The organism is Serratia sp. CMO1, assembly GCF_015689115.1.
Classification (GTDB): Bacteria; Pseudomonadota; Gammaproteobacteria; order Enterobacterales; family Enterobacteriaceae; genus Serratia; species Serratia marcescens.
Genome location: NZ_CP065032.1, coordinates 3,519,415 through 3,539,120 on the forward strand (window position 1 = coordinate 3,519,415; position 19,706 = coordinate 3,539,120).

General features: G+C 60.0%; 19 protein-coding genes and 1 pseudogene. 8 read left to right on the top strand and 12 right to left on the bottom strand.

Annotated elements, in window-relative coordinates:
* The first annotated feature begins 55 nt into the window (after nucleotides 1-55).
* From cysK to crr, 4 genes are all read left to right on the top strand, one after another.
* A complete protein-coding gene (gene cysK / locus IT763_RS16835) occupies nucleotides 56-1,024 on the top strand; it encodes a cysteine synthase A (RefSeq protein ID WP_016926786.1) in 969 nt (322 codons plus the stop codon).
* 399 nt (nucleotides 1,025-1,423) lie between these two features.
* Nucleotides 1,424-1,681 (top strand): phosphocarrier protein Hpr, encoded by a 258-nt coding sequence (gene ptsH, locus IT763_RS16840; RefSeq protein WP_004936458.1) that lies wholly within the window; start codon nucleotides 1,424-1,426, stop codon nucleotides 1,679-1,681.
* Between the two features lie 46 nt (nucleotides 1,682-1,727).
* Nucleotides 1,728-3,455, top strand: coding sequence for a phosphoenolpyruvate-protein phosphotransferase PtsI (gene ptsI, locus IT763_RS16845; RefSeq protein WP_015378671.1), 1,728 nt, complete (start codon nucleotides 1,728-1,730; stop codon nucleotides 3,453-3,455).
* Between the two features lie 49 nt (nucleotides 3,456-3,504).
* Nucleotides 3,505-4,014, top strand: coding sequence for a PTS glucose transporter subunit IIA (gene crr, locus IT763_RS16850; RefSeq protein WP_004936467.1), 510 nt, complete (start codon nucleotides 3,505-3,507; stop codon nucleotides 4,012-4,014).
* Nucleotides 4,015-4,312: 298 nt separating this feature from the next.
* Here crr and IT763_RS16855 read toward each other — a convergent pair whose 3' ends face one another.
* From IT763_RS16855 to IT763_RS16900, 10 genes and pseudogenes are all read right to left on the bottom strand, one after another.
* Nucleotides 4,313-5,632 carry an ATP-binding protein gene (locus IT763_RS16855; RefSeq protein ID WP_206194862.1) on the bottom strand — a complete coding sequence of 440 codons (1,320 nt, stop codon included), beginning with the start codon at nucleotides 5,630-5,632 and terminating at the stop codon, nucleotides 4,313-4,315.
* A gap of 6 nt (nucleotides 5,633-5,638) precedes the next feature.
* Complete coding sequence (locus tag IT763_RS16860) at nucleotides 5,639-6,319, bottom strand: response regulator transcription factor (protein WP_016926783.1); 681 nt, start codon at nucleotides 6,317-6,319, stop codon at nucleotides 5,639-5,641.
* A gap of 260 nt (nucleotides 6,320-6,579) precedes the next feature.
* Nucleotides 6,580-7,461 (bottom strand): cysteine synthase CysM, encoded by an 882-nt coding sequence (gene cysM, locus IT763_RS16865; RefSeq protein WP_028127766.1) that lies wholly within the window; start codon nucleotides 7,459-7,461, stop codon nucleotides 6,580-6,582.
* Between the two features lie 81 nt (nucleotides 7,462-7,542).
* Nucleotides 7,543-8,631, bottom strand: coding sequence for a sulfate/thiosulfate ABC transporter ATP-binding protein CysA (gene cysA / locus IT763_RS16870; RefSeq protein WP_025303786.1), 1,089 nt, complete (start codon nucleotides 8,629-8,631; stop codon nucleotides 7,543-7,545).
* The gene (gene cysW, locus IT763_RS16875; protein ID WP_164053723.1) at nucleotides 8,621-9,496 is read right to left on the bottom strand and encodes a sulfate/thiosulfate ABC transporter permease CysW; all 876 of its coding nucleotides are present in this window, start codon (nucleotides 9,494-9,496) and stop codon (nucleotides 8,621-8,623) included. The genes cysA and cysW overlap by 11 nt, the downstream gene beginning before the upstream one ends.
* Nucleotides 9,496-10,334, bottom strand: a pseudogene (gene cysT / locus IT763_RS16880) (sulfate/thiosulfate ABC transporter permease CysT). The gene cysW and the pseudogene cysT overlap by 1 nt, the downstream one beginning before the upstream one ends.
* Nucleotides 10,335-11,357, bottom strand: a complete 1,023-nt coding sequence (locus IT763_RS16885) for a sulfate ABC transporter substrate-binding protein (protein ID WP_033632428.1) — start codon at nucleotides 11,355-11,357, stop codon at nucleotides 10,335-10,337.
* 201 nt (nucleotides 11,358-11,558) lie between these two features.
* Nucleotides 11,559-12,458, bottom strand: coding sequence for a Dyp-type peroxidase (locus IT763_RS16890; RefSeq protein WP_016926778.1), 900 nt, complete (start codon nucleotides 12,456-12,458; stop codon nucleotides 11,559-11,561).
* A 177-nt stretch (nucleotides 12,459-12,635) separates the two neighbouring features.
* Nucleotides 12,636-13,223: an RpoE-regulated lipoprotein gene (locus tag IT763_RS16895; protein WP_004936494.1), complete on the bottom strand. Its 588-nt coding sequence runs from the start codon at nucleotides 13,221-13,223 to the stop codon at nucleotides 12,636-12,638.
* Between the two features lie 156 nt (nucleotides 13,224-13,379).
* Nucleotides 13,380-13,844, bottom strand: coding sequence for a DUF2919 domain-containing protein (locus tag IT763_RS16900; protein ID WP_016926777.1), 465 nt, complete (start codon nucleotides 13,842-13,844; stop codon nucleotides 13,380-13,382).
* Between the two features lie 174 nt (nucleotides 13,845-14,018).
* On the opposite strand from IT763_RS16900, the gene IT763_RS16905 reads away from it, so the two are divergent.
* The gene (locus tag IT763_RS16905) at nucleotides 14,019-14,417 is read left to right on the top strand and encodes a YgiW/YdeI family stress tolerance OB fold protein (RefSeq protein ID WP_016926776.1); all 399 of its coding nucleotides are present in this window, start codon (nucleotides 14,019-14,021) and stop codon (nucleotides 14,415-14,417) included.
* A gap of 41 nt (nucleotides 14,418-14,458) precedes the next feature.
* Here IT763_RS16905 and IT763_RS16910 read toward each other — a convergent pair whose 3' ends face one another.
* Nucleotides 14,459-14,884: a GNAT family acetyltransferase gene (locus tag IT763_RS16910; protein WP_004936504.1), complete on the bottom strand. Its 426-nt coding sequence runs from the start codon at nucleotides 14,882-14,884 to the stop codon at nucleotides 14,459-14,461.
* Nucleotides 14,885-15,089: 205 nt separating this feature from the next.
* On the opposite strand from IT763_RS16910, the gene amiA reads away from it, so the two are divergent.
* The 3 genes from amiA (at nucleotide 15,090) to IT763_RS16925 (ending at nucleotide 17,412) form a co-directional block, all read left to right on the top strand.
* On the top strand, nucleotides 15,090-15,971 hold the full coding sequence (gene amiA, locus IT763_RS16915) for an N-acetylmuramoyl-L-alanine amidase AmiA (protein WP_049299544.1): 882 nt from the start codon (nucleotides 15,090-15,092) through the stop codon (nucleotides 15,969-15,971).
* A gap of 65 nt (nucleotides 15,972-16,036) precedes the next feature.
* Nucleotides 16,037-16,957, top strand: coding sequence for an oxygen-dependent coproporphyrinogen oxidase (gene hemF / locus IT763_RS16920; RefSeq protein WP_016926774.1), 921 nt, complete (start codon nucleotides 16,037-16,039; stop codon nucleotides 16,955-16,957).
* Nucleotides 16,957-17,412 (top strand): YaiI/YqxD family protein, encoded by a 456-nt coding sequence (locus IT763_RS16925; protein ID WP_028127767.1) that lies wholly within the window; start codon nucleotides 16,957-16,959, stop codon nucleotides 17,410-17,412. Before hemF ends, IT763_RS16925 begins: the two co-directional genes overlap by 1 nt.
* A 22-nt stretch (nucleotides 17,413-17,434) precedes the next feature.
* On the opposite strand, the gene IT763_RS16930 is transcribed toward IT763_RS16925, so the two are convergent.
* Nucleotides 17,435-19,675: a TonB-dependent receptor domain-containing protein gene (locus IT763_RS16930; protein WP_016926772.1), complete on the bottom strand. Its 2,241-nt coding sequence runs from the start codon at nucleotides 19,673-19,675 to the stop codon at nucleotides 17,435-17,437.
* Nucleotides 19,676-19,706 lie beyond the last annotated feature (31 nt).

The window sequence follows — 19,706 nt, forward strand, 5'->3', positions numbered from 1 at the left end:
TGTTAGCGTATGCTTTCGATGTTCCCCACATTTTCATAGAGTTAAAGGACGGGCTATGAGCAAGATATATGAAGACAACTCATTAACAATCGGCCATACGCCGCTGGTTCGTCTGAACCGTATCGGCAACGGACGCATTCTGGCCAAGGTTGAATCACGCAACCCGAGCTTCAGCGTCAAATGCCGCATCGGTGCCAATATGATTTGGGATGCGGAACAACGCGGTGTGCTGACCGCCGGCAAGGAACTGGTGGAGCCGACCAGCGGCAACACCGGCATCGCGCTGGCCTTCGTCGCCGCCGCGCGCGGTTACAAGCTGACGCTGACCATGCCGGAAACCATGAGCATCGAACGCCGCAAGCTGCTCAAGGCACTGGGCGCCAATCTGGTGCTGACCGAAGGGGCGAAAGGCATGAAAGGCGCCATCGCCAAAGCGGAGGAGATCGTCGCCACCGATCCAAACCGTTACCTGATCCTGCAACAATTCAGCAACCCGGCCAACCCGGCCATCCATGAAAAAACCACCGGCCCGGAAATCTGGGAAGACACCGATGGGGAAGTCGACGTGTTCATCTCCGGCGTCGGCACCGGCGGCACATTGACCGGCGTCAGCCGCTACATCAAGAACACCAAAGGCAAGGCCATCACCACCGTGGCGGTCGAGCCGACCGACTCGCCGGTCATCAGCCAGGCACTGGCCGGTGAAGAGCTGAAACCGGGCCCGCACAAGATCCAGGGCATCGGCGCCGGCTTCATACCGGGCAACCTCGATCTTGACCTGGTGGATCGCGTCGAAAAAATCTCCAACGACGAAGCCATCAGCATGGCACGCCGCCTGATGGACGAAGAAGGCATCCTGGCAGGCATCTCCTCCGGCGCAGCGGTCGCAGCGGCGGTAAAACTGGCCGAAGAACCGGCGTTCGCCGACAAGACCATTGTGGTCATCCTGCCCTCTTCCGGCGAACGTTATCTCAGCACCGCGCTGTTCGCCGATCTGTTCACCGAGCAGGAATTGCAGCAGTAATTCCGCCACTGCACAAATCGCTAAAAAAGCACCCTGCGGGGTGCTTTTTTGTGGACTGGATCAAACTTTATAGCAGTCCAAGATTGCTTTTGCCCGTCGCCTTTAGTATTTAACGGTGCATTATTTCGATGCGCAAAATTAATCACTCTCCGAGCCTGGTCGAGGCTGAATCGATTTACTCATCTGTCGCCGACGCGGCGAATCGGGCATAATGGGGAGCGGATTGGAACGACGTCTAAAGCCGAGTTTTTTGATCTGAAGTGCCTAACGCGTCGTTTTCTGTTGCATCAACGTTCGCCCCTGTCCATAGTCAGGCGCTATAACCAGACAAGTTAAAGTCAGGCCCCTGGGCTAAACTTTAACTCCACAACATTAATCCAATAAGTTGGGGAAACATCAATGTTCCAGCAAGAAGTTACTATTACCGCTCCGAATGGTCTGCATACTCGCCCTGCCGCTCAGTTCGTTAAAGAAGCCAAAGGCTTCACGTCTGACATCACCGTGACCTCCAACGGCAAAAGCGCCAGCGCTAAAAGCCTGTTCAAACTGCAAACTCTGGGGCTGACTCAAGGGACCGTAGTGACCATCTCAGCTGAAGGTGAAGACGAGCAGAAAGCCGTTGAGCACTTGGTAAAACTGATGGCAGAGCTTGAGTAATCGGCCCGTCTTTTTAGTTAACACCAGTCAAGAGTAAGGTAGGGTTATGATTTCAGGCATTTTAGTATCACCGGGCATCGCTTTTGGTAAGGCTCTCTTGCTGAAAGAAGACGACATCGTCATCAACCGGAAGAAAATCTCTGCTGATCAAGTAGAGCAGGAAGTCTCGCGTTTTCTGGCTGGCCGCGCGAAAGCGTCCGAACAGCTGGAAGCGATCAAGACCAAAGCTGGCGAAACCTTCGGCGAAGAGAAGGAAGCTATCTTCGAAGGCCACATCATGTTGCTGGAAGACGAAGAGCTTGAGCAGGAAATCATAGCCCTAATCAAAGACGATCTGGCCTCCGCAGACGCCGCCGCCTACACCGTGATCGAAGGTCAGGCGAAAGCGCTGGAAGAGCTGGACGACGAATACCTGAAAGAACGCGCCGCCGACGTGCGCGACATCGGCAAACGCCTGCTGCAGAACATTCTGGGCATGCCGATCGTCGATCTGGGTTCCATTCAGGACGAAGTGATCCTGGTGGCCACCGATCTGACCCCGTCCGAGACCGCGCAGCTGAACCTGGACAAAGTGCTGGGCTTCATCACCGATCTCGGCGGCCGCACCTCCCACACCTCTATCATGGCGCGCTCCCTGGAGCTGCCGGCGATCGTCGGCACCAGCGACGTGACCAAGCAGGTGAAGAACGACGACTACCTGATTCTGGATGCGGTTAACAACAAAATTTACGTTAACCCGACCGCTGATGTGATCGATCAGCTGAAAGCCGCCCAGAACCAATACATCACCGAGAAAAACGATCTGGCCAAGCTGAAGGACCTGCCGGCGATTACGCTGGACGGCCATCAGGTTGAAGTCTGCGCCAACATCGGCACCGTGCGCGACGTCGCGGGTGCAGAGCGCAACGGCGCGGAAGGCGTCGGCCTGTATCGTACCGAATTCCTGTTCATGGACCGCGACTCGCTGCCGACCGAAGACGAGCAGTTCCAGGCTTATAAAGCCGTGGCGGAAGCCATGGGCTCGCAGGCTGTGATCGTCCGCACCATGGACATCGGCGGCGACAAAGACCTGCCGTACATGAACCTGCCGAAGGAAGAGAACCCGTTCCTCGGCTGGCGCGCCATCCGCATCGCGATGGACCGCCGTGAAATCCTGCACGCCCAGCTGCGCGCCATCCTGCGCGCCTCGGCGTTCGGCAAACTGCGCATCATGTTCCCGATGATCATCTCCGTGGAAGAAGTGCGCGATCTGAAAGGCGAAATCGAGACGCTGAAGGCGCAACTGCGCGAAGAAGGCAAGGCGTTTGACGAGAGCATCGAAGTGGGCGTGATGGTGGAAACACCGGCTGCGGCGGTCATCGCTCACCACCTGGCGAAAGAAGTCGACTTCTTTAGTATTGGGACAAACGATCTAACCCAGTATACTCTGGCGGTAGATCGCGGCAACGAGCTGATTTCTCATCTCTATAACCCGATGTCCCCATCAGTGCTTGGCCTGATCAAACAGGTTATTGATGCATCTCACGCGGAAGGCAAGTGGACCGGCATGTGCGGCGAACTGGCTGGCGATGAGCGTGCTACACTGTTGTTATTGGGCATGGGGCTGGATGAGTTCAGCATGAGTGCGATTTCAATCCCGCGCATCAAGAAAATTATTCGTAACACGAATTTCGAAGATGTGAAGGCGTTGGCAGCGCAGGCCTTGGCACAGCCAACGGCACAAGACCTGATGAATTGCGTCAATAAATTCATCGAAGAAAAAACGCTCTGCTAAACTTCCACGACACTGGAACGCCGCCCAATTTAATGCTTAGGAGAAGATCATGGGTTTGTTCGATAAACTGAAATCTCTGGTTTCTGATGACAAGAAAGACACGGGCACTATCGAGATCGTCGCTCCCCTTTCTGGCGAAATCGTCAATATCGAAGATGTGCCGGACGTAGTGTTCGCTGAAAAAATCGTTGGCGACGGTATCGCCATCAAACCGGCCGGCAACAAAATGGTTGCTCCGGTTGACGGCACCATCGGCAAGATTTTCGAAACCAACCATGCATTCTCTATCGAATCCGACAGCGGCATTGAGCTGTTCGTCCACTTCGGCATCGATACCGTAGAACTGAAAGGCGAAGGCTTCAAACGCATCGCCGAAGAAGGCCAGCGCGTCAAGAAAGGCGACGTCGTTATCGAGTTCAACCTGCCATTGCTGGAAGAGAAAGCCAAGTCTACCCTGACGCCGGTCGTTATCTCCAACATGGACGAGATCAAAGAGTTGATCAAACTGTCGGGCAGCGTGACCGTTGGCGAAACCCCGATCATCCGCATCAAGAAGTAATCGCGGATGAGCAAGAAAAACGGCGCCCTCGGCGCCGTTTTTTTATCCCCTTCGTCTTTCGAACTGCAGCGTTGTTGGCCGCACGTGCTCACCCCGGTCACTTACCGGAGTAAGCTCCCGGGGATTCCCCCGCTTGCCGCCTAGCTGCAATTCGAAATCCTTTGGGTATGCCGCGGATAATAGACGTTATCGGCGCAGGCAGTTTGAACATGGACAGCGCGCAACCTTCGGAGCGTACACGCAGTACGTGACGAAGGCGAGCACTGCCCTAGTTCAAAATGGCAAGTAAGATAGTCTATTATTGCCAGCGCGGGATACGCAGGGTAATGACCAGCCCCTCTTTGTCGCCGTTGCGCGCCTCAACCTGGCCACCGTGCGCCAACACCACCTTGCGGGTAATCGCCAGCCCCAGGCCGTAGCCCTTGCCCGACTGCGCCGACTTCACGCGCACGAACGGATCGAAGATGCTCGACAGCTTCGCCTCTTCGACCCCCGGCCCCTGATCGCTGACGGCGATCTGGAACTGGTTATCGACGCGCGACAGCGCCACCGTCACCCGCTGCCCGTGGATGGAAAAGCGCAGCGCATTGCGCACGATGTTGTCCACCGCGCGCCGCATCAGCTCCGCATTGCCCTTGACGGTATACTCCACTTCCGATTCGGCCTGCAGCACGATATCCACGCCGGGCACCTGCGCCTCGTAGCGCGCATCGCTCACCACCGCATCCACCAGGCCGTACAGATCGAAATACTCTTCGTCCGGCAGGCTGCTGTGTTCGGTACGCGACAGCGCCAGCAGCTCGCCGATCATTTTGTCCAGCCGCCCCGACTCATGTTCGATGCGCTTGAGTGAGGTTTCGACGTTGCCGGCATTCTGTCGCGCCAGTCCGATCGCCAGCTGCAGGCGCGCCAGCGGTGAACGCAGCTCGTGCGAGACGTCGTGCAACAGCTGCTCGCGGGCGCTGACCAACAGCTCCAGGCGTTCGGCCATAGTGTCGAAATCGCGCGCCACGTCGGACAGCTCGTCATGGCGGCGCCGCATCGTCGGAAACAGCCGCACCGAGAGATCGCCCTGCGCCACCCGATCCAGGCCGCCACGCAGCTGACGCATCGGCCGGGTCAGGTTCCAGGCCAGCACGGCGCTGAACAGCAAACCGCCCAGCCCGCCGACCCACAGCATCGGCGCAGGAATGTTGAAGAAGTGGGAACGCCGCTCCGGCCGATACTCTTCCCGCAGCCCGCGCACGTCATAGCTCAGCCAGTAACCCTGCCCTTCCCCGGTCTGCACCCAGGCGGAAATCGCTTTCGGCATCCGCCGCCCTTCAAACACCGATTCTTCCGGTGCAGGCGGCGGTTGGGTCATTGGCGTCACCGACAGCAGACGCCGATCGTCCTCGGGCCAGTCGCGCATCAAGGCTTCCAGCGCCGGCATGCCGCCGCGGCGCAACTGAGCGGCGGCCGAGGTCAGCTGCAGGCCGATGACCCGCCGCGCCATGGCGTTCTCCGGCGGCACATAGCGATCGCCATAGAGAGAAAACGCCACCCACAGCGCCTGCGTCATGATGAGAAAGGTCAGCCAAAAGCCGAGTAAAATTTTCCAGAACAGTCTTCCACGCATGTCAGGTTACCGAATGCGATAGCCGATGCTGCGCACCGTCTCGATGCTGAGCTTACTGCCGGCCAGCGCGCTCAGCTTCTGGCGGATATTGCTGATATGCACGTCCACGCTGCGATCATAGGCCTCGCGCGGGCGCCCCAGCCCCTTCTCGGACAGTTCGTCCTTCGATACCACGCGATCCGGCGCGCGCAGCAACAGCTCCAACAGATTGAATTCCGAAGCGGTCAGATCAAACGCCTTACCGCGCCATTCGCTGCTGCGGGTTGAAGGGTTCAGCGTCAGCTCGCCGAAGCTGATGGCGGCCTCCTCGTCCGCCTCTTGCGGCCGCTCTTCGAAACGGCGCAGCACCGCGCGCAGACGCGCCACCAATTCGCGCGGGTAGCACGGTTTGGGCATGTAATCGTCAGCGCCCATCTCCAGGCCAATCACCCGATCGATGTTGTCGCCTTTGGCGGTCAGCATGATGATCGGCAGCCGGCTCTTTTTACGCACATCGCGCAGCACGTCGATGCCGCTCATGTCCGGCAGCATGATGTCGAGGATCATCGCGGTATAGTCGCCCGACAGCGCGCCCTCAACCCCCGCCTTGCCGGTCAGCACCAGCGTGGCGTCGAAGCCTTCGCCCGTCAGGTATTCGCTCAGCATGGTGCCAAGCTCCAGGTCATCGTCGACCAGTAAAATTTTCATGCCTTGCTCCTTCACCGATTTTCGTTATTTTCCCGCCAATTCCGCCGGCCCGCAGCCGGTTTTACTCAATCCTTACACATCGCTCTTTGCGTCTCGCCACCGTTATTGTGGTCGCTGCCGCGCAATTTCTCTACTTCAGTCATGGCATTGGCGCACGAGCAAGCGGCAGCTACCACGCAAGCGGGGCTGCCGTCTGTCGGAAGGAAAGTGGGAAAGTGGGAAAGATTCTCCCGACGGAACACACCGCCGGGAAGGAGCGATCAGTCGAACACGCCGGTAGAGAGGTAACGGTCGCCGCGATCGCAGACGATCGCCACCACCACGCTGCCAGGATGGGCCGCCGCGATGCGCAAGGCGCCGGCTACGGCACCGCCGGAGCTGACGCCGCAGAAAATGCCTTCACGCTGCGCCAACTGGCGCATGGTCTGCTCGGCATCGCCCTGTTCGATATCCAACACCTGATCCACCAGCTCCGGGCGGAAAATCCCCGGCAGGTAAGCGGGCGACCAACGGCGAATGCCGGGGATGCTGCTGCCCTCCGCAGGCTGCAGGCCGACGATCTGCACCTGCGGGTTCTGGCTTTTCAGATAACCGCCCACGCCGGTAATGGTGCCGGTGGTGCCCATGCTGGAAACGAAGTGCGTGATGCGCCCTTCGGTCTGGCGCCAGATCTCCGGGCCGGTGGTGGTGAAGTGGGCATAGGGATTGTCGAGATTGTTAAACTGATCCAGCACCTTGCCCTGCCCCTGGCGCTGCATCTCCAGCGCCAGATCGCGCGCCCCTTCCATCCCCTGCTCACGGCTGACCAGGATCAGTTCCGCGCCGTAGGCGCGCATCGCCGCCTGCCGCTCCAGGCTCATGTTCTCCGGCATCAGCAGCTTCAGCGCATAGCCTTTCAATGCAGCGATCATCGCCAGTGCAATGCCGGTGTTGCCGCTGGTAGCCTCGATCAGCACGTCGCCGGGCTTGATCTCCCCGCGCAGCTCCGCCTGCTGGATCATCGCCAACGCGGCGCGATCCTTCACCGATCCCGCCGGGTTATTGCCTTCCAGTTTGACCCATACCTCGCTGCCCGCCTGGGCGGCCAGCCGTTGCAGTTGTACCAGCGGGGTATTCCCGATGCATTGTTCGAGCGTTGTCACGATCTTTGCCTGTGTGTTGGTGTGCGTAAAGTAAAAAGGCAACCCCGGGGTTGCCTTGAAGAAAAGGACGGCTAAAACCTATCAGGCGCTTTTGGCTAACGCAACAGGTTGCAGCAGTTGATCGCCGGCATACAGCCGCGCATTGAGGCTGCCGACGTAATAACGGCCGCCGCGCACCGGCGTGGCGTTGCCTTCCGGCAACACTATGCTTATCGGTTCCTGATGCCAGCCGATCGGCTGCACCGTCAGTTGCCAGAAATGGCCGCGCGGGCTGACTTCCAATACCTGAACCGGCAGTGGGCAGCGCTCGCTGCTCTCGGTCGCCACTTCCATTTCCCACGGGCGCAGGAACAGATCGACGCTGCCCTGGTGCATCGGCTGGAACGACAGCGGCCACTGGTGCGCGCCGACGAACAGCTGGGAGCCGCGAATTTCGCCGTTCAGACGGTTCACTTCCCCCATAAACTCCAGCACGAAACGGCTGGCCGGCTCGCGCATAATCTCCTCCGGCGAGCCAACCTGTTCAATATTGCCCTGGCTCATCACCACGATGCGGTCGGCCACTTCCATCGCCTCTTCCTGATCGTGGGTGACGAATACGCTGGTGAACTTCAGCTCTTCGTGCAGCTGGCGCAGCCAGCGACGCAGCTCTTTACGCACCTGCGCATCCAGCGCGCCAAACGGCTCGTCCAGCAGCAGAATTTGCGGTTCCACCGCCAGGGCGCGCGCCAGCGCCACGCGTTGTTTCTGGCCGCCGGACAGCTGCGACGGGTAGCGATTGGCCAAATGGCCAAGCTGCACCATGTCCAGCAACTGAGTGACTTTCTGTTTGATCGCCGCAGCGTTCGGCCGCTCGCGGCGCGGCAGCACGGTCAGGCCAAAGGCGATATTGTCGAACACCGTCATGTGGCGGAACAGCGCATAGTGCTGAAACACGAAGCCGACACGTCTGTCGCGCGCATGCATGTGGCTGACGTCGGTGCCGTGAAAACCCAGCTTGCCGCCGCTCTGGCTTTCCAGCCCGGCGATGATGCGCAGCAGCGTGGTCTTGCCGGAACCGGATGGCCCAAGCAGCGCCACCATCTCGCCGGAAGCAATATCGAGCGAGATATCGTTCAATACCTTGGTGCGACCGAAGTACTTGTTGATGCCGTTAATCTCAATGCTCATGATTTTCCTCCCGCTCAAGACGCGCATTTTGACGTTCCAGACGCCACTGCAGCGCGCTCTTCAAAAATAGGGTAACGATCGCCATCAGGGTCAGCAGCGCGGCAGCGGTAAAAGCGCCGACGGTGTTGTAATCCTGCTGCAACAGCTCGACCTGCAGCGGCAAACTGTAGGTTTCGCCGCGAATCGAACCGGACACCACCGACACCGCGCCGAACTCGCCGATGGCGCGCGCGTTGGTCAGCACCACGCCGTACAGCAACGCCCAGCGAATGTTGGGCAGCGTCACGCGGCGGAACATCTGCCAACCGGACGCCCCCAGCAGAATGGCGGCCTCATCTTCCTGGCTGCCCTGGCTGAGCATCATCGGCACCAGCTCGCGCACCACGAAAGGACAGGTGACGAAGATGGTCACCAGCACCATGCCCGGCCAGGAGAACATGATCTGGATGTTATGCGCATCCAGCCAGCCGCCCAGCAGGCCGTTGCTGCCGTAAAACAGCAGATAAATCAGCCCCGCCACCACCGGTGAAACGGCGAACGGGATGTCGATCAGCGTCAGCAGCAGCTGGCGGCCGGGGAAGGTGAAACGCGTCACCAGCCACGCCAGCAACGTGCCGAACACCAGGTTGAACGGCACGGTGATCAGCGCGATCAAGACCGTCAGCCAGATGGCGTGCAGCATGTCCGGATCGAGCAAATTGCTCCACATCGCGCCGAATCCTTTGGAAAAGGCCTCGGCGAAAATCGACATCATCGGCACCACCAGCAGCAGCGCCGAAAACAGCGTACCGATAGCGATCAGCGTCCACTTGCCCCAGTTGACGCGCGGGCGCTCGGCGCCGTTGAAGGCGGAAATATCAGCCATCAGTGCCCTCCTCCCAAACGTCTGCCGAAGCGGCTTTGCAAGACGTTAATGCTGAACAGCAGCAGCAGCGATGCCGCCAGATCACCGAGGCGATGGCGCTGGCCGCCGGGTAGTCGAACTCCTGCAAACGCACAAAAATCATCAGCGAGGTCACTTCCGTCTTCCAGGCGATGTTGCCGGCGATGAAAATCACCGCGCCAAACTCGCCCAGGCTGCGGGTAAAGGAAATGGCGGTGCCGGCCAGCAGCGCCGGCGCCACTTCAGGCAGCACGACGCGGCGAAAACTCTGCCAGCGCGTGGCGCCCAGCGTCTCGGCCGCCTCTTCGTACTCCGGCCCCAGCTCTTCCAAAACCGGCTGCACGGTGCGCACCACAAACGGCAGGCTGGTGAACGCCATCGCCACCGCGATCCCAAGCCAGGTGAAGGTGACCTTAATGTCAAAGTGCGCCAGCCACTGACCGTACCAGCCCGTGGTGGAAAACAGACCGGCCAGCGTCAGGCCGGCCACCGCCGTCGGCAGCGCGAACGGCAAATCGATCAGGCCGTCCAGCAGCGAACGGCCGGGAAAACGGTAGCGCGTCAAGATCCAGGCCATCAGCATGCCGAACACCGCGTTGAACAGGCTGGCGACGCCGGCGGCCAACAGCGTCACTTTGTACGCCGCCACCACCTGCGGGTTGGAAATCACTTCCCAGTACTGCGCCAGGTTCATCTGCGCCAGCTGCATCACCAGCGCACTGAGCGGCAGCAGCAAGATCAAACAGGTATAAAACAGGCTGCTGCCGAGGCTGAGGCCAAATCCGGGCAGCACCCGCTTACTGGACGACAACGCCAACATTTACTTGCGCCCTGCCGCTAACAGCTGATCCAGCTCGCCGCCGGTGGCGAAGTGGGTTTTCATCACCTGCGGCCAGCCGCCGAACTGGTCTTCCACCCGGAACAGTTGGGTGTCCGGGAATTGCCCCTTCGCGGCAGCCATCGCTTTCTGGTCATAGACGCGGTAGTAGAAGCTGGTGATCACCTGCTGTGCCGCCGGGCTGTAGAGGTAGTTCAGATAGGCTTTGGCCGCCTGCTCGGTGCCGTTGCGCTCTACATTTTTGTCGACCCAGGCCACCGGGAACTCCGCCAGAATATCGACCGGCGGCACGATCACTTCGTACTTGTCTTCACCGTATTGCTTGCGGATATTGTTCACTTCGGACTCGAAGCTGATCAGCACGTCGCCCAAACCGCGCTCGACGAAGGTGGTGGTCGCGCCGCGGCCGCCGGTATCGAACACCAGCACATTTTTCAGGAAGCGGGTCATGAAGGCGCGGGTCTTGGCCGCATCGTTGCCGTCAGCCTGGCTGGCGGCGCCCCAGGCGGCCAGATAGGTGTAACGGCCGTTGCCGGAGGTTTTCGGGTTCGGGAACACCAGTTTCACGTCGTCGCGCACCAGATCGTTCCAGGTGTGGATACCCTTCGGGTTGTCCTTGCGCACCAGAAACGCCATGGTGGAATAGAACGGCGAGCTGTTGTTCGGCAGGCGCGCCTGCCAGTCAGCCGGGATCAGCTGCCCGCGATCGTGCAGGATCTGCACGTCGGTGACCTGGTTGTAGGTCACCACGTCGGCCCGCAGGCCCTGCAGGATCGCCAGCGCCTGCTTCGACGAGCCGGCGTGCGATTGTTTGATGGTCAACTTGTCGTTCGGATGCTGTTGATTCCACTGCTGTTCAAAGCCGGGATTCAGCGCGACGAACAATTCACGGGAAACGTCATAAGAGCTGTTCAGCAATTCCGCCGCCGACGCGGCGCCGCTCGCCAACAGCGCAGCCGCCAGCCAACCTTTCAGCACGAGATTTTTAACCCGGTTTTGTTTCATTCTGCACCTTATCACTGAGTCATTCCTTCAGGCTTTCGCCTTATTGACGACCAGTGTATTTATAACTCGGTGCGGAGCTGTAACGCTTTTATATACCGTTTAGTGATTTACAAGCATCAAACGCTATAAGGCAGGGAATGCGAGGCGTTTTCGGGACGGGAAAACGGACCGAAGCCGGACGCGCCGGCTTCGGCGACGGCGTCAAAGTGACAGCAGGCGCGTCAGCGATGGCGCAAAGTAGTAGCTGCCGGTCACTGCACGGCTGAAGCGCAACATCGCGTCACGTTTGCCGTCCAGATCGCCGAACATGCTCAGCAGTTGCTGCTCGATATTGTGCAGGCGCGCGCAATAGGCGATGAAGAACAGGCCGTGCTTGCCGCTGGCGGTGCCGTAAGGCAGGCTCTGACGCAGAATTTTCAGGCCCTTGCCGTTCTCTTTCAAATCGACGCGGCTGACGTGCGAGGTATCCGGGCGCTGATCGGCCGGCAGCTCTTCGCTATCGTGCTTGGTGCGGCCGATGATCTGCTCCTGCTGTTCGGTGGTAAAGCGCTGCCACTGGCGCAGGTTGTGCTCGTAGCGTTGCACCAGCACGTAGCTGCCGCCTGCGTCCTCTTCGCCTTCGGCGATCGTCGCCACTGCCGGGCGCTGATCGCCCTGCGGATTTTCGGTGCCGTCGACGAAGCCGCTCAGATCGCGCTCTTCCACCCAGCGGAAACCGTGTGTTTCTTCTTCAATCTTGATGACGTTGCCGAACGCCGCCAACGCCGCCTGCGCCAGCGTGAAGTTGACGTCGTGACGCAGCGACTGGATGTGGATCAGCATATCGCGCTGGGTGGCCGGCGCCAGCCCTTTGCCGAGCGGCGTGAACGGCTTCAACTCTTTCGCGCCCTGGCCGCTGGAGAGATCGTGCCAGACGTCGTAACCGAAAGCGATCACCGCGCCGAGGCGCGCATCGGGGAACTGCTGCTGCAGCTCGCTCAGGGTCTGACAAAACTGCTTGCAGCCCTGGCGCAAGTCGGCGAATTCGCCCTGTACGCTGGCTTCCATAAAAATGGCGAAACGGCAGTGCTCCAGCAGAATGCCGCTCTGAACCTGTGTCATGTTGTTATCCTCAATACCAAAACCAGGCAACAGGTATGGCGGTTGACGCGCGGGTTCCCTGTTACAAACGCGCGCTATCATACCGCAAGCGCGGGCGATTGCCTTGCAGCAGCGCAAAGAAAATAGGGGTAATGGCTTGAAAAGGCAGGCGCCGCGAACCGGCGCCCGTTGAACGCGTTACTGCTGCGGCTTGGCGTGCCAGATGATTTTGCTGACCGTCCAGCTTTTCAGGGTGTCGTCCGGCGGAATGATATCCTGCGCCCCGGCCCACTTGCCGCTGAAGATGTAGGTGACGTACTTGCTCTGCTCCGCCACGCACTCCACTTTACCGGCGTCTTCGCCGCTGCCCGGCTTACAGGAGCCGAACGCCTTGCTGTACATATCGCCGAACGGCGTGCCGAGCTTGTTGCCCCACTCCGTCGCCACTTTCGGATCCAGCACGTCCACGCGCTGCAGGCGCCCTTTCGGTTCGCCGGTGATCACCAGTTTCACTTCGTCGCCGGACAGCGCCTGGTAATAAGAGACGATCTGGCCGTTGTTGGTCGCCATGCCGCCGCGCAGGCGGTAGTTGCCGTCCAGCCCGTCATTGATGGCGCTTTCCGACATCGGCGTGCCGGCGTTGAGCTTGCCGACGCCCTTGGCGCCGACCTCCAGGCTGCTGCCGAACCAGTTGAACGGCGACAGGCTGGACCAAGAGAAATTGGACATGCTCGAACAGCCGGTCAGTAACAACGGAAGCCCTAACAACAGGGGGCGAATATTCATCTCTAGCTCCTTAAACATCAATGGCACGGGGCGGTAACCCGCCCCTGCCGCACTCGGCGTTTTGCTGCATGCCAGCCTCTCACAACGGCCCGCACTACGCCAACGGTTGCCAGCTTGGAGTGCGGAAAATGCGAAAAGTGCCGCACTTCTCGGCAATTAGTCGGCGTGCTCCGCCGGTGCGAAACAGGCTTTCAGACGCGCATTCAGCAACAGATAGCTCAGCGCCAGCGCGTCGAGCAGCGCCAACGTCAGCTCCAGCCCCGGCGCATCGCCGTCCTGGCGCCACAGGCTGAACAGCGAGCCGCCGAGCGACGCCAGCAGCGAGACAGCCAGCCCCCAGCGCCAACCGCGCCACAGCCGCGGCCATTGGTGGCGACGGCCGCTCAGCAAAAACGCCAGCGCCGCCGGCAGACCGAGCAGCATGCCGTACCAAAAGCGTTGGGTATCCGGATAAAACAGCGCCAGCAAGCTTTCGCCCTGCTCATGCGAAACGCCGGCCATCACGAACAATAGCCAGGTGCGCGCCTGCAAAATCAGCACGGCCCAAAATCCCAGCGGCAGCCGCAGCGCGCCGTGCTGGTCGTAATCATCCGGGGAAAACCGGGGTGAGAATGGCTTCAACGATCGTTCCTTGCCAACAGAATAAAGACTATGGCTACAGATGGGCGCCGGCGATGGGAATTTCAATGCGTCGGCTTAAGAAGCTCTTAAGATCGGCGTGTTTTAATCCCTATCACTAAGCAAGCCCCCGATATCAGCGGGATGTGATTTTCAATAACGATAAGGAAGCGCAACATGAAAAAACTGACTCTGGCCGCTCTGATCGCGCTGTGCAGCGCACCGGTACTGGCGCAACAAGGCGGGTTCCTCGATCCGGCCGCGCCGCAGGCTCAAACGCAAACCACCGCACAAGGTGGTTTCTCCGGCCCCAGCGCGGCGCTGACCACCGTGGACAAGGTGAAATCGCTGAGCGACGACACCTGGGTGATGCTGCAGGGCAACATCGAGCAGCGCATCGGCGACGATACCTACACCTTCCGCGACGCCACCGGCACCCTGACGGTCGAGATCGATCGCAAGCGCTGGAACGGCCAAACCGTCACGCCGAAAGACAAGGTGCAGTTGGAAGGGAAAGTGGATAAAGACTGGAGCAGCGTGGAAGTGGACGTGAAAACCGTCAAAAAGCTGCCGTAATGCGATGCGGCGGGCGGGCTATACCGCCGTCCGCCGCTCGATCAATATTCCTGATCTTCGATCAGCCGCTTGCCCAGGCTGGTGATGCCCTGGATTTCGTAGCCGAGCTTCTCGTACATCTCAACCACCGTGTCGTTGTCTTCGCGCACCATAATCTGGATCTTCGGGCAGCCGCGGGCGATCAGCTTCTTCTCCAGACGGTTGATCAACGCATTGGCGATGCCGCGCCCGCGATAGTCGGGATGCACCCCGAGGTAATACGCCGAGCCGCGGTGGCCGTCATAGCCGCCCATCACCGAACCGACCACTTCGCCGCCGACTTCCGCCACCAGGAACAGCTCCGGATCGTGGTTCAGCTTGCGCTCGATGTCCATTTCCGGATCGTTCCAGGGCCGCAGCAGATCGCAGCGCTCCCACAGGGTAATGACTTCTTCAAAGTCGTCTTGTCGAAATACGCGAATTTCCATCGATGTTGGCCGCTGTTAATTAAGGTGTTTATCTGATTATCGCGTGATTATTCACTTACGCAATATCAAACTGCGATTTAGCGCGCTATTTTGCCCGGAAATCGCCGGTAACAGGCGTAATAAATGGAAATAGTTATCGGGTCGATTAATGATTATCAATACGATATAACGTCGCAAAATAGAAACGTCGACGGAGCGTTGCGTAATGAAAAAGCAGGGTAAACAATTCCTCAATTTTAAGCCGCTTGCCGTTTCCCCGACGCGACGCCAACTGTTGCTTTCCGGCCTGGCGGTGGCGCTGTTCGGCGTGAAAAACCACAGCGCCAAGGCGGAGGGCCTGCTGCGCAATCAGCACAGCAAACCGGCGGCGAAACCGGCCGGCGGCAAAAAGCGGGTGATGATCGATCCCGGCCACGGCGGCATCGACTCCGGCGCGGTCGGCCACGAAGGCTCGCAGGAAAAACACATCGTGCTGGAAATCGCCAACCACGTGCGCCGTTTCCTGCATGAGCACGATCACGTCGAGGCGCGCCTGACGCGCGAAGAAGATGAGTTCATTCCGCTGTTCCAGCGGGTCGAGATCGCCCACCAGCACCAGGCCGACCTGTTCATTTCGATTCACGCCGACGGCTTTACCAGCCCGTCGGCCTCCGGCGCTTCGGTGTTCGCCCTCTCCAACCGCGGCGCCAGCAGCGCCATGGCGCGCTACCTGTCCAACCGTGAAAACGCCGCCGACGACGTGGCGGGCGGCAAGTACAAGGATCAGGACAACTACCTGCAGCAGGTGCTGTTCGATCTGGTGCAAACCGACACCATCAACAACAGCCTGACGCTCGGCCGCCACGTGCTCGGTCAAATTCGCCCGGTGCACCATCTGCACAGCGACAGCACCGAACAGGCGGCGTTCGCGGTGCTGAAATCCCCGTCCATCCCCTCGGTGTTGGTGGAAACCTCGTTCATCACCAACCCGAACGAAGAACGGCTGCTGGGCACCACCGCGTTTCGCGAGAAAATCGCCCGCGCCATCGCGGACGGCATCGTCAACTTCTTCGACTATTTCGACGCACACCAACGCAAACCCCGCTGATGCCGCGGGCGGCGAATAAGAGTATACTCAGCGCCTTGTTCAGCCAGACGCTATAAAGACCCCGCATGAGTTTACCTAACATCGCTGAAGTAAAATCCTTCCTGCTGGCGCTGCAGGATCACATCTGCGCGCAGCTCGCCCAGGCCGACGGCGGCGCCGTGTTCACCGAAGACCAATGGACGCGTGAAGAAGGCGGCGGTGGCCGCAGCCGCGTGCTGACCAACGGCGCGGTGTTCGAACAGGCAGGAGTCAACTTCTCGCACGTCTCCGGCGCCACCCTGCCGGCCTCGGCGACCGCGCACCGTCCGGAACTGGCCGGACGCAGCTTCCAGGCGATGGGCGTCTCATTGGTTATCCACCCGCTCAGCCCCTACGTGCCCACCAGCCACGCCAACGTGCGCTTCTTCATCGCCGAAAAACCGGGCGAAGCCCCGGTGTGGTGGTTCGGCGGCGGTTTTGACCTGACGCCGTTCTACGGTTTCGCAGAGGATGCCGTGCACTGGCACCGCACCGCGGCCGAGCTGTGCGCGCCGTTCGGCGACGAGGTCTACCCCAAATATAAACAGTGGTGCGACGATTACTTCTTCATCAAGCATCGCAACGAAGCGCGCGGCATCGGCGGCCTGTTCTACGACGATCTGAACACCCCAGATTTCGACCATTGTTTCGCCTTCACCCGCGCGGTGGGCCAGGGCTTCCTCGACGCTTATCTGCCGATCGTCGAAAAACGCAAGGCCTTGACCTGGGGCGAGCGCGAGCGCCAGTTCCAGCTGTATCGCCGCGGCCGCTATGTGGAGTTCAACCTGGTGTGGGATCGCGGCACGCTGTTCGGGCTGCAAACCGGCGGGCGCACCGAGTCCATCCTGATGTCGATGCCGCCGCTGGTGCGTTGGGAATATAACTACCAGCCGGAGGCCGACAGCCCGGAAGCGGCGCTGGCGCGCGATTTCCTGCCGGTGCGCGACTGGCTGCAGGAGTCGAAATGATGCAGATTTGGGTCGATGCGGACGCCTGTCCGAACGTGATCAAAGAGGTGCTGTTCCGCGCCGCCGATCGCACCGCCATCACCGTCACGCTGGTGGCGAACCAGCCATTGCGCACGCCGCCGTCGAAGCACATCCGTTCGCTGCAGGTGGCGGCCGGCTTCGACGTGGCCGATAACGAGATCGTGCGCCGCTGCGAAGCGGGCGATCTGGTGATCACCGCCGACATCCCGCTGGCGGCGGAGGTGATCGAGAAAGGTGCGGTGGCGCTGAACCCGCGCGGCGAACGCTACACGCCGGACACCATCCGCGAGCGCCTCAACATGCGCGATTTTATGGATACCCTGCGCGCCAGCGGCATTCAGACCGGCGGCCCGAACGCCCTGAACCAGCGCGACCGCCAGCAGTTCGCCAACGAGCTGGACAAATGGCTGCTGCAGGCGAAACGGGCGCAGTGACTGCGCCCTGCTCTGCTGCGGTTTAGAAGCGCAACTCCCCCCCGAAGATATAAGTCCGCCCACGGGCGGTGTTGGTCGGCGTGAAATCTTGTGACTGCGAAGGCAGCGAATTCATCTTGTTCAGCGCGTCCGAGTAGTCCTTGTCCATCAGGTTTTGCACGCTGAGCTTCAGCAGCAGATTGCGATTCACCTGATAGGTGCCGTACAGATCGATAATGGTCGGAATATGCGGCGCCGGCTCCTTCATCAACTGTTCGTTTTCATCGAGAGTGGAATCAGGCGACAGGCGCACCGCTTTGCCGGTGTATTTCACCACCCCGCCCAGCGTCAACGTCTCGTCCAGCAGGCGCACCCCGCTGTCCAGCGTGAAGTAGAATTCCGGCAGTTCGCTGACATCACCCGCGCCGAACACGTTGCTGGCCTGGTTGGTCGGCTGGGAAGTATGCTCCTTGCTTAACGACAGTTTGGTAAACGCGAAACCGGCGTCGTACAGCGCTTCGATCTCCACACCGCGCATTTTGACCGGTTCGGGGGCGTTGCTGTACATGGTCATGCTGACGTTGACGTCCGCGTTATCCCACTCTTCCTGCGTCGCCTGCGAACGGTTGCACTTCTGGCGGTCTTTACACACCAGGTAGGTTTGGCTGGAGATGTAGTTTTTGATCCTGGTTTCGAAATAGACCGCTTTCAGTTGGAAGCTGTCCTGCTTGAACAACAGATCGTGGGCATTGGCGTTGAACCCGCCCTGCCAGGTCTCCGCTTTTTCGCCCTTGAGGAACGGGTTCATCGACTGGCCGCCGCTGTTGGCGAAGAACACCTCCTGGATATTCGGCCCGCGCATCGACTTGCTGTAGCTGACGAACGGCTGCAGCCACGGCGTCACCTGCGCCGACAGCATCACCGACGGGTTGAAGCCGTGTTCGTTACGGTTGATATTGCCGGCGCCCTGCGGGAAGCACTCTACGCGCTCGTCACAGGCCGGCTTATAGCCGGAGAGGCGATAGGCGGTGTAGTTCAGATCGAAATTCCCCTGCCAGATGCCGTAGTTGGCCTGCAGGCCGCTGTACAGGCTGGAGATATCCTGCTTGCCCGACATTCCCACCGGCATGCTTTCCGCCTGATTGTCATCCGTCACCAAACCGGAGGCCTTTTTCTTATACTCGTTGCGCACCAGCTTGCCGCCGTAGCTGAACGCGAAATCGACGTCCTGCAGGCTGAAACGGCTGGTGTTGTTGATATCTAGCGCATCGGAGATGTTTTTCGCCGTGCTGTCGCTGAATCCCGCCATGTTGTCGGACATGAACTTCTGCTCGCCGCGGCTGGTGCTGGCGGTCAGGTTGAAATCGATCAGTTCGGAGAACGGCGCGTAGTGGTATTTAAGGTAGAAATCGTCGCTGTCGATGTGCCGGCGGGTGATTTTATTCTGGTAGCTGCGCGCCGACAGTTCGATGCTGTTGAAGGCATCCGGCTTGATGTCCACCTTGAACAGCTGGGATTTCGGGTTCTGGCGGTAGGTTTTATCGACGTTGAACATCTCGCTGTCGAAACCGGCGCCGTTTTTGTAGTTGGAGGTGATGGAGCTGCCGCTGATCGCCGCCATCGCCCCCAGACTGCCGCCGTCGGCAAAAGCGGCGGTTTTGGCGCCCACGGCGATCATGCCGCTGCGGCCGATGCCGTTATTGCCCACCGAGAATTTGGTGCGCACGCCGAACGGGTTATCGGAAAACACCACATCGTCCACGCCGATGGTGCGGAAGTTGGCGCTGCCCGCCAGGGCGTTCACCCCGTCGGAACCGGTGGCGTTGCCGCGCGCCACGTCGACGCCGACGATAAAGTTAGGATCGATCAGCGCCCCGAACTGGCTGGTGGGCAATCCCCCGTGCGCCGCGTCGCTCGGCGAGTTGCCGTAGTAGTTTTGCGTGATGCCGTCGACCATGGTGTTGACCCGGCCAAAGCCGCTCAGGCCGCGAATATTGACGCTGACCGATCCCTGGCCGGGATCGATCTGGGTATAGGTGCCCGGCATGCTGCGCAGAATGCTGTCCACCGACTCCAGATTTTTGTTTTCGTCGCGCGAGCTGAACGCGCCCGGCCTGGCCAACGCCTCTTTTTCGCTGCTCTTGCCGCCGTCGGCGGCCGAGACGTTGAGCGGGCTGAACGCCACGCTGCCTTTATTATTTTCCGCCTGTTCCTGCGCGGCCGCAGCCGGCCCGTACAGCGCCAGTCCCGCGCCGATCAGGCTCGCTATCATTTTGATTTTCATATATCCCCAGAAATAGCCAATAAGGTTTGAT

Excerpts from the sequence above, each read along its gene's own strand:
- IT763_RS16895 (WP_004936494.1), bottom strand. The coding sequence starts at position 13,223 with ATGAATATTCGCCCCCTGTTGTTAGGGCTTCCGTTGTTACTGACCGGC.
- IT763_RS16910 (WP_004936504.1), bottom strand. The coding sequence starts at position 14,884 with ATGGAAATTCGCGTATTTCGACAAGACGACTTTGAAGAAGTCATTACC.
- ptsH (WP_004936458.1), top strand. The coding sequence starts at position 1,424 with ATGTTCCAGCAAGAAGTTACTATTACCGCTCCGAATGGTCTGCATACT.
- IT763_RS16855 (WP_206194862.1), bottom strand. The coding sequence starts at position 5,632 with ATGCGTGGAAGACTGTTCTGGAAAATTTTACTCGGCTTTTGGCTGACC.
- cysW (WP_164053723.1), bottom strand. The coding sequence starts at position 9,496 with ATGGCTGATATTTCCGCCTTCAACGGCGCCGAGCGCCCGCGCGTCAAC.
- crr (WP_004936467.1), top strand. The coding sequence starts at position 3,505 with ATGGGTTTGTTCGATAAACTGAAATCTCTGGTTTCTGATGACAAGAAA.
- hemF (WP_016926774.1), top strand. The coding sequence starts at position 16,037 with ATGAGTTTACCTAACATCGCTGAAGTAAAATCCTTCCTGCTGGCGCTG.
- amiA (WP_049299544.1), top strand. The coding sequence starts at position 15,090 with ATGAAAAAGCAGGGTAAACAATTCCTCAATTTTAAGCCGCTTGCCGTT.
- IT763_RS16890 (WP_016926778.1), bottom strand. The coding sequence starts at position 12,458 with ATGACACAGGTTCAGAGCGGCATTCTGCTGGAGCACTGCCGTTTCGCC.
- cysK (WP_016926786.1), top strand. The coding sequence starts at position 56 with ATGAGCAAGATATATGAAGACAACTCATTAACAATCGGCCATACGCCG.
- IT763_RS16930 (WP_016926772.1), bottom strand. The coding sequence starts at position 19,675 with ATGAAAATCAAAATGATAGCGAGCCTGATCGGCGCGGGACTGGCGCTG.
- cysA (WP_025303786.1), bottom strand. The coding sequence starts at position 8,631 with ATGAGCATTGAGATTAACGGCATCAACAAGTACTTCGGTCGCACCAAG.
- IT763_RS16885 (WP_033632428.1), bottom strand. The coding sequence starts at position 11,357 with ATGAAACAAAACCGGGTTAAAAATCTCGTGCTGAAAGGTTGGCTGGCG.
- IT763_RS16925 (WP_028127767.1), top strand. The coding sequence starts at position 16,957 with ATGCAGATTTGGGTCGATGCGGACGCCTGTCCGAACGTGATCAAAGAG.
- IT763_RS16905 (WP_016926776.1), top strand. The coding sequence starts at position 14,019 with ATGAAAAAACTGACTCTGGCCGCTCTGATCGCGCTGTGCAGCGCACCG.
- IT763_RS16860 (WP_016926783.1), bottom strand. The coding sequence starts at position 6,319 with ATGAAAATTTTACTGGTCGACGATGACCTGGAGCTTGGCACCATGCTG.
- ptsI (WP_015378671.1), top strand. The coding sequence starts at position 1,728 with ATGATTTCAGGCATTTTAGTATCACCGGGCATCGCTTTTGGTAAGGCT.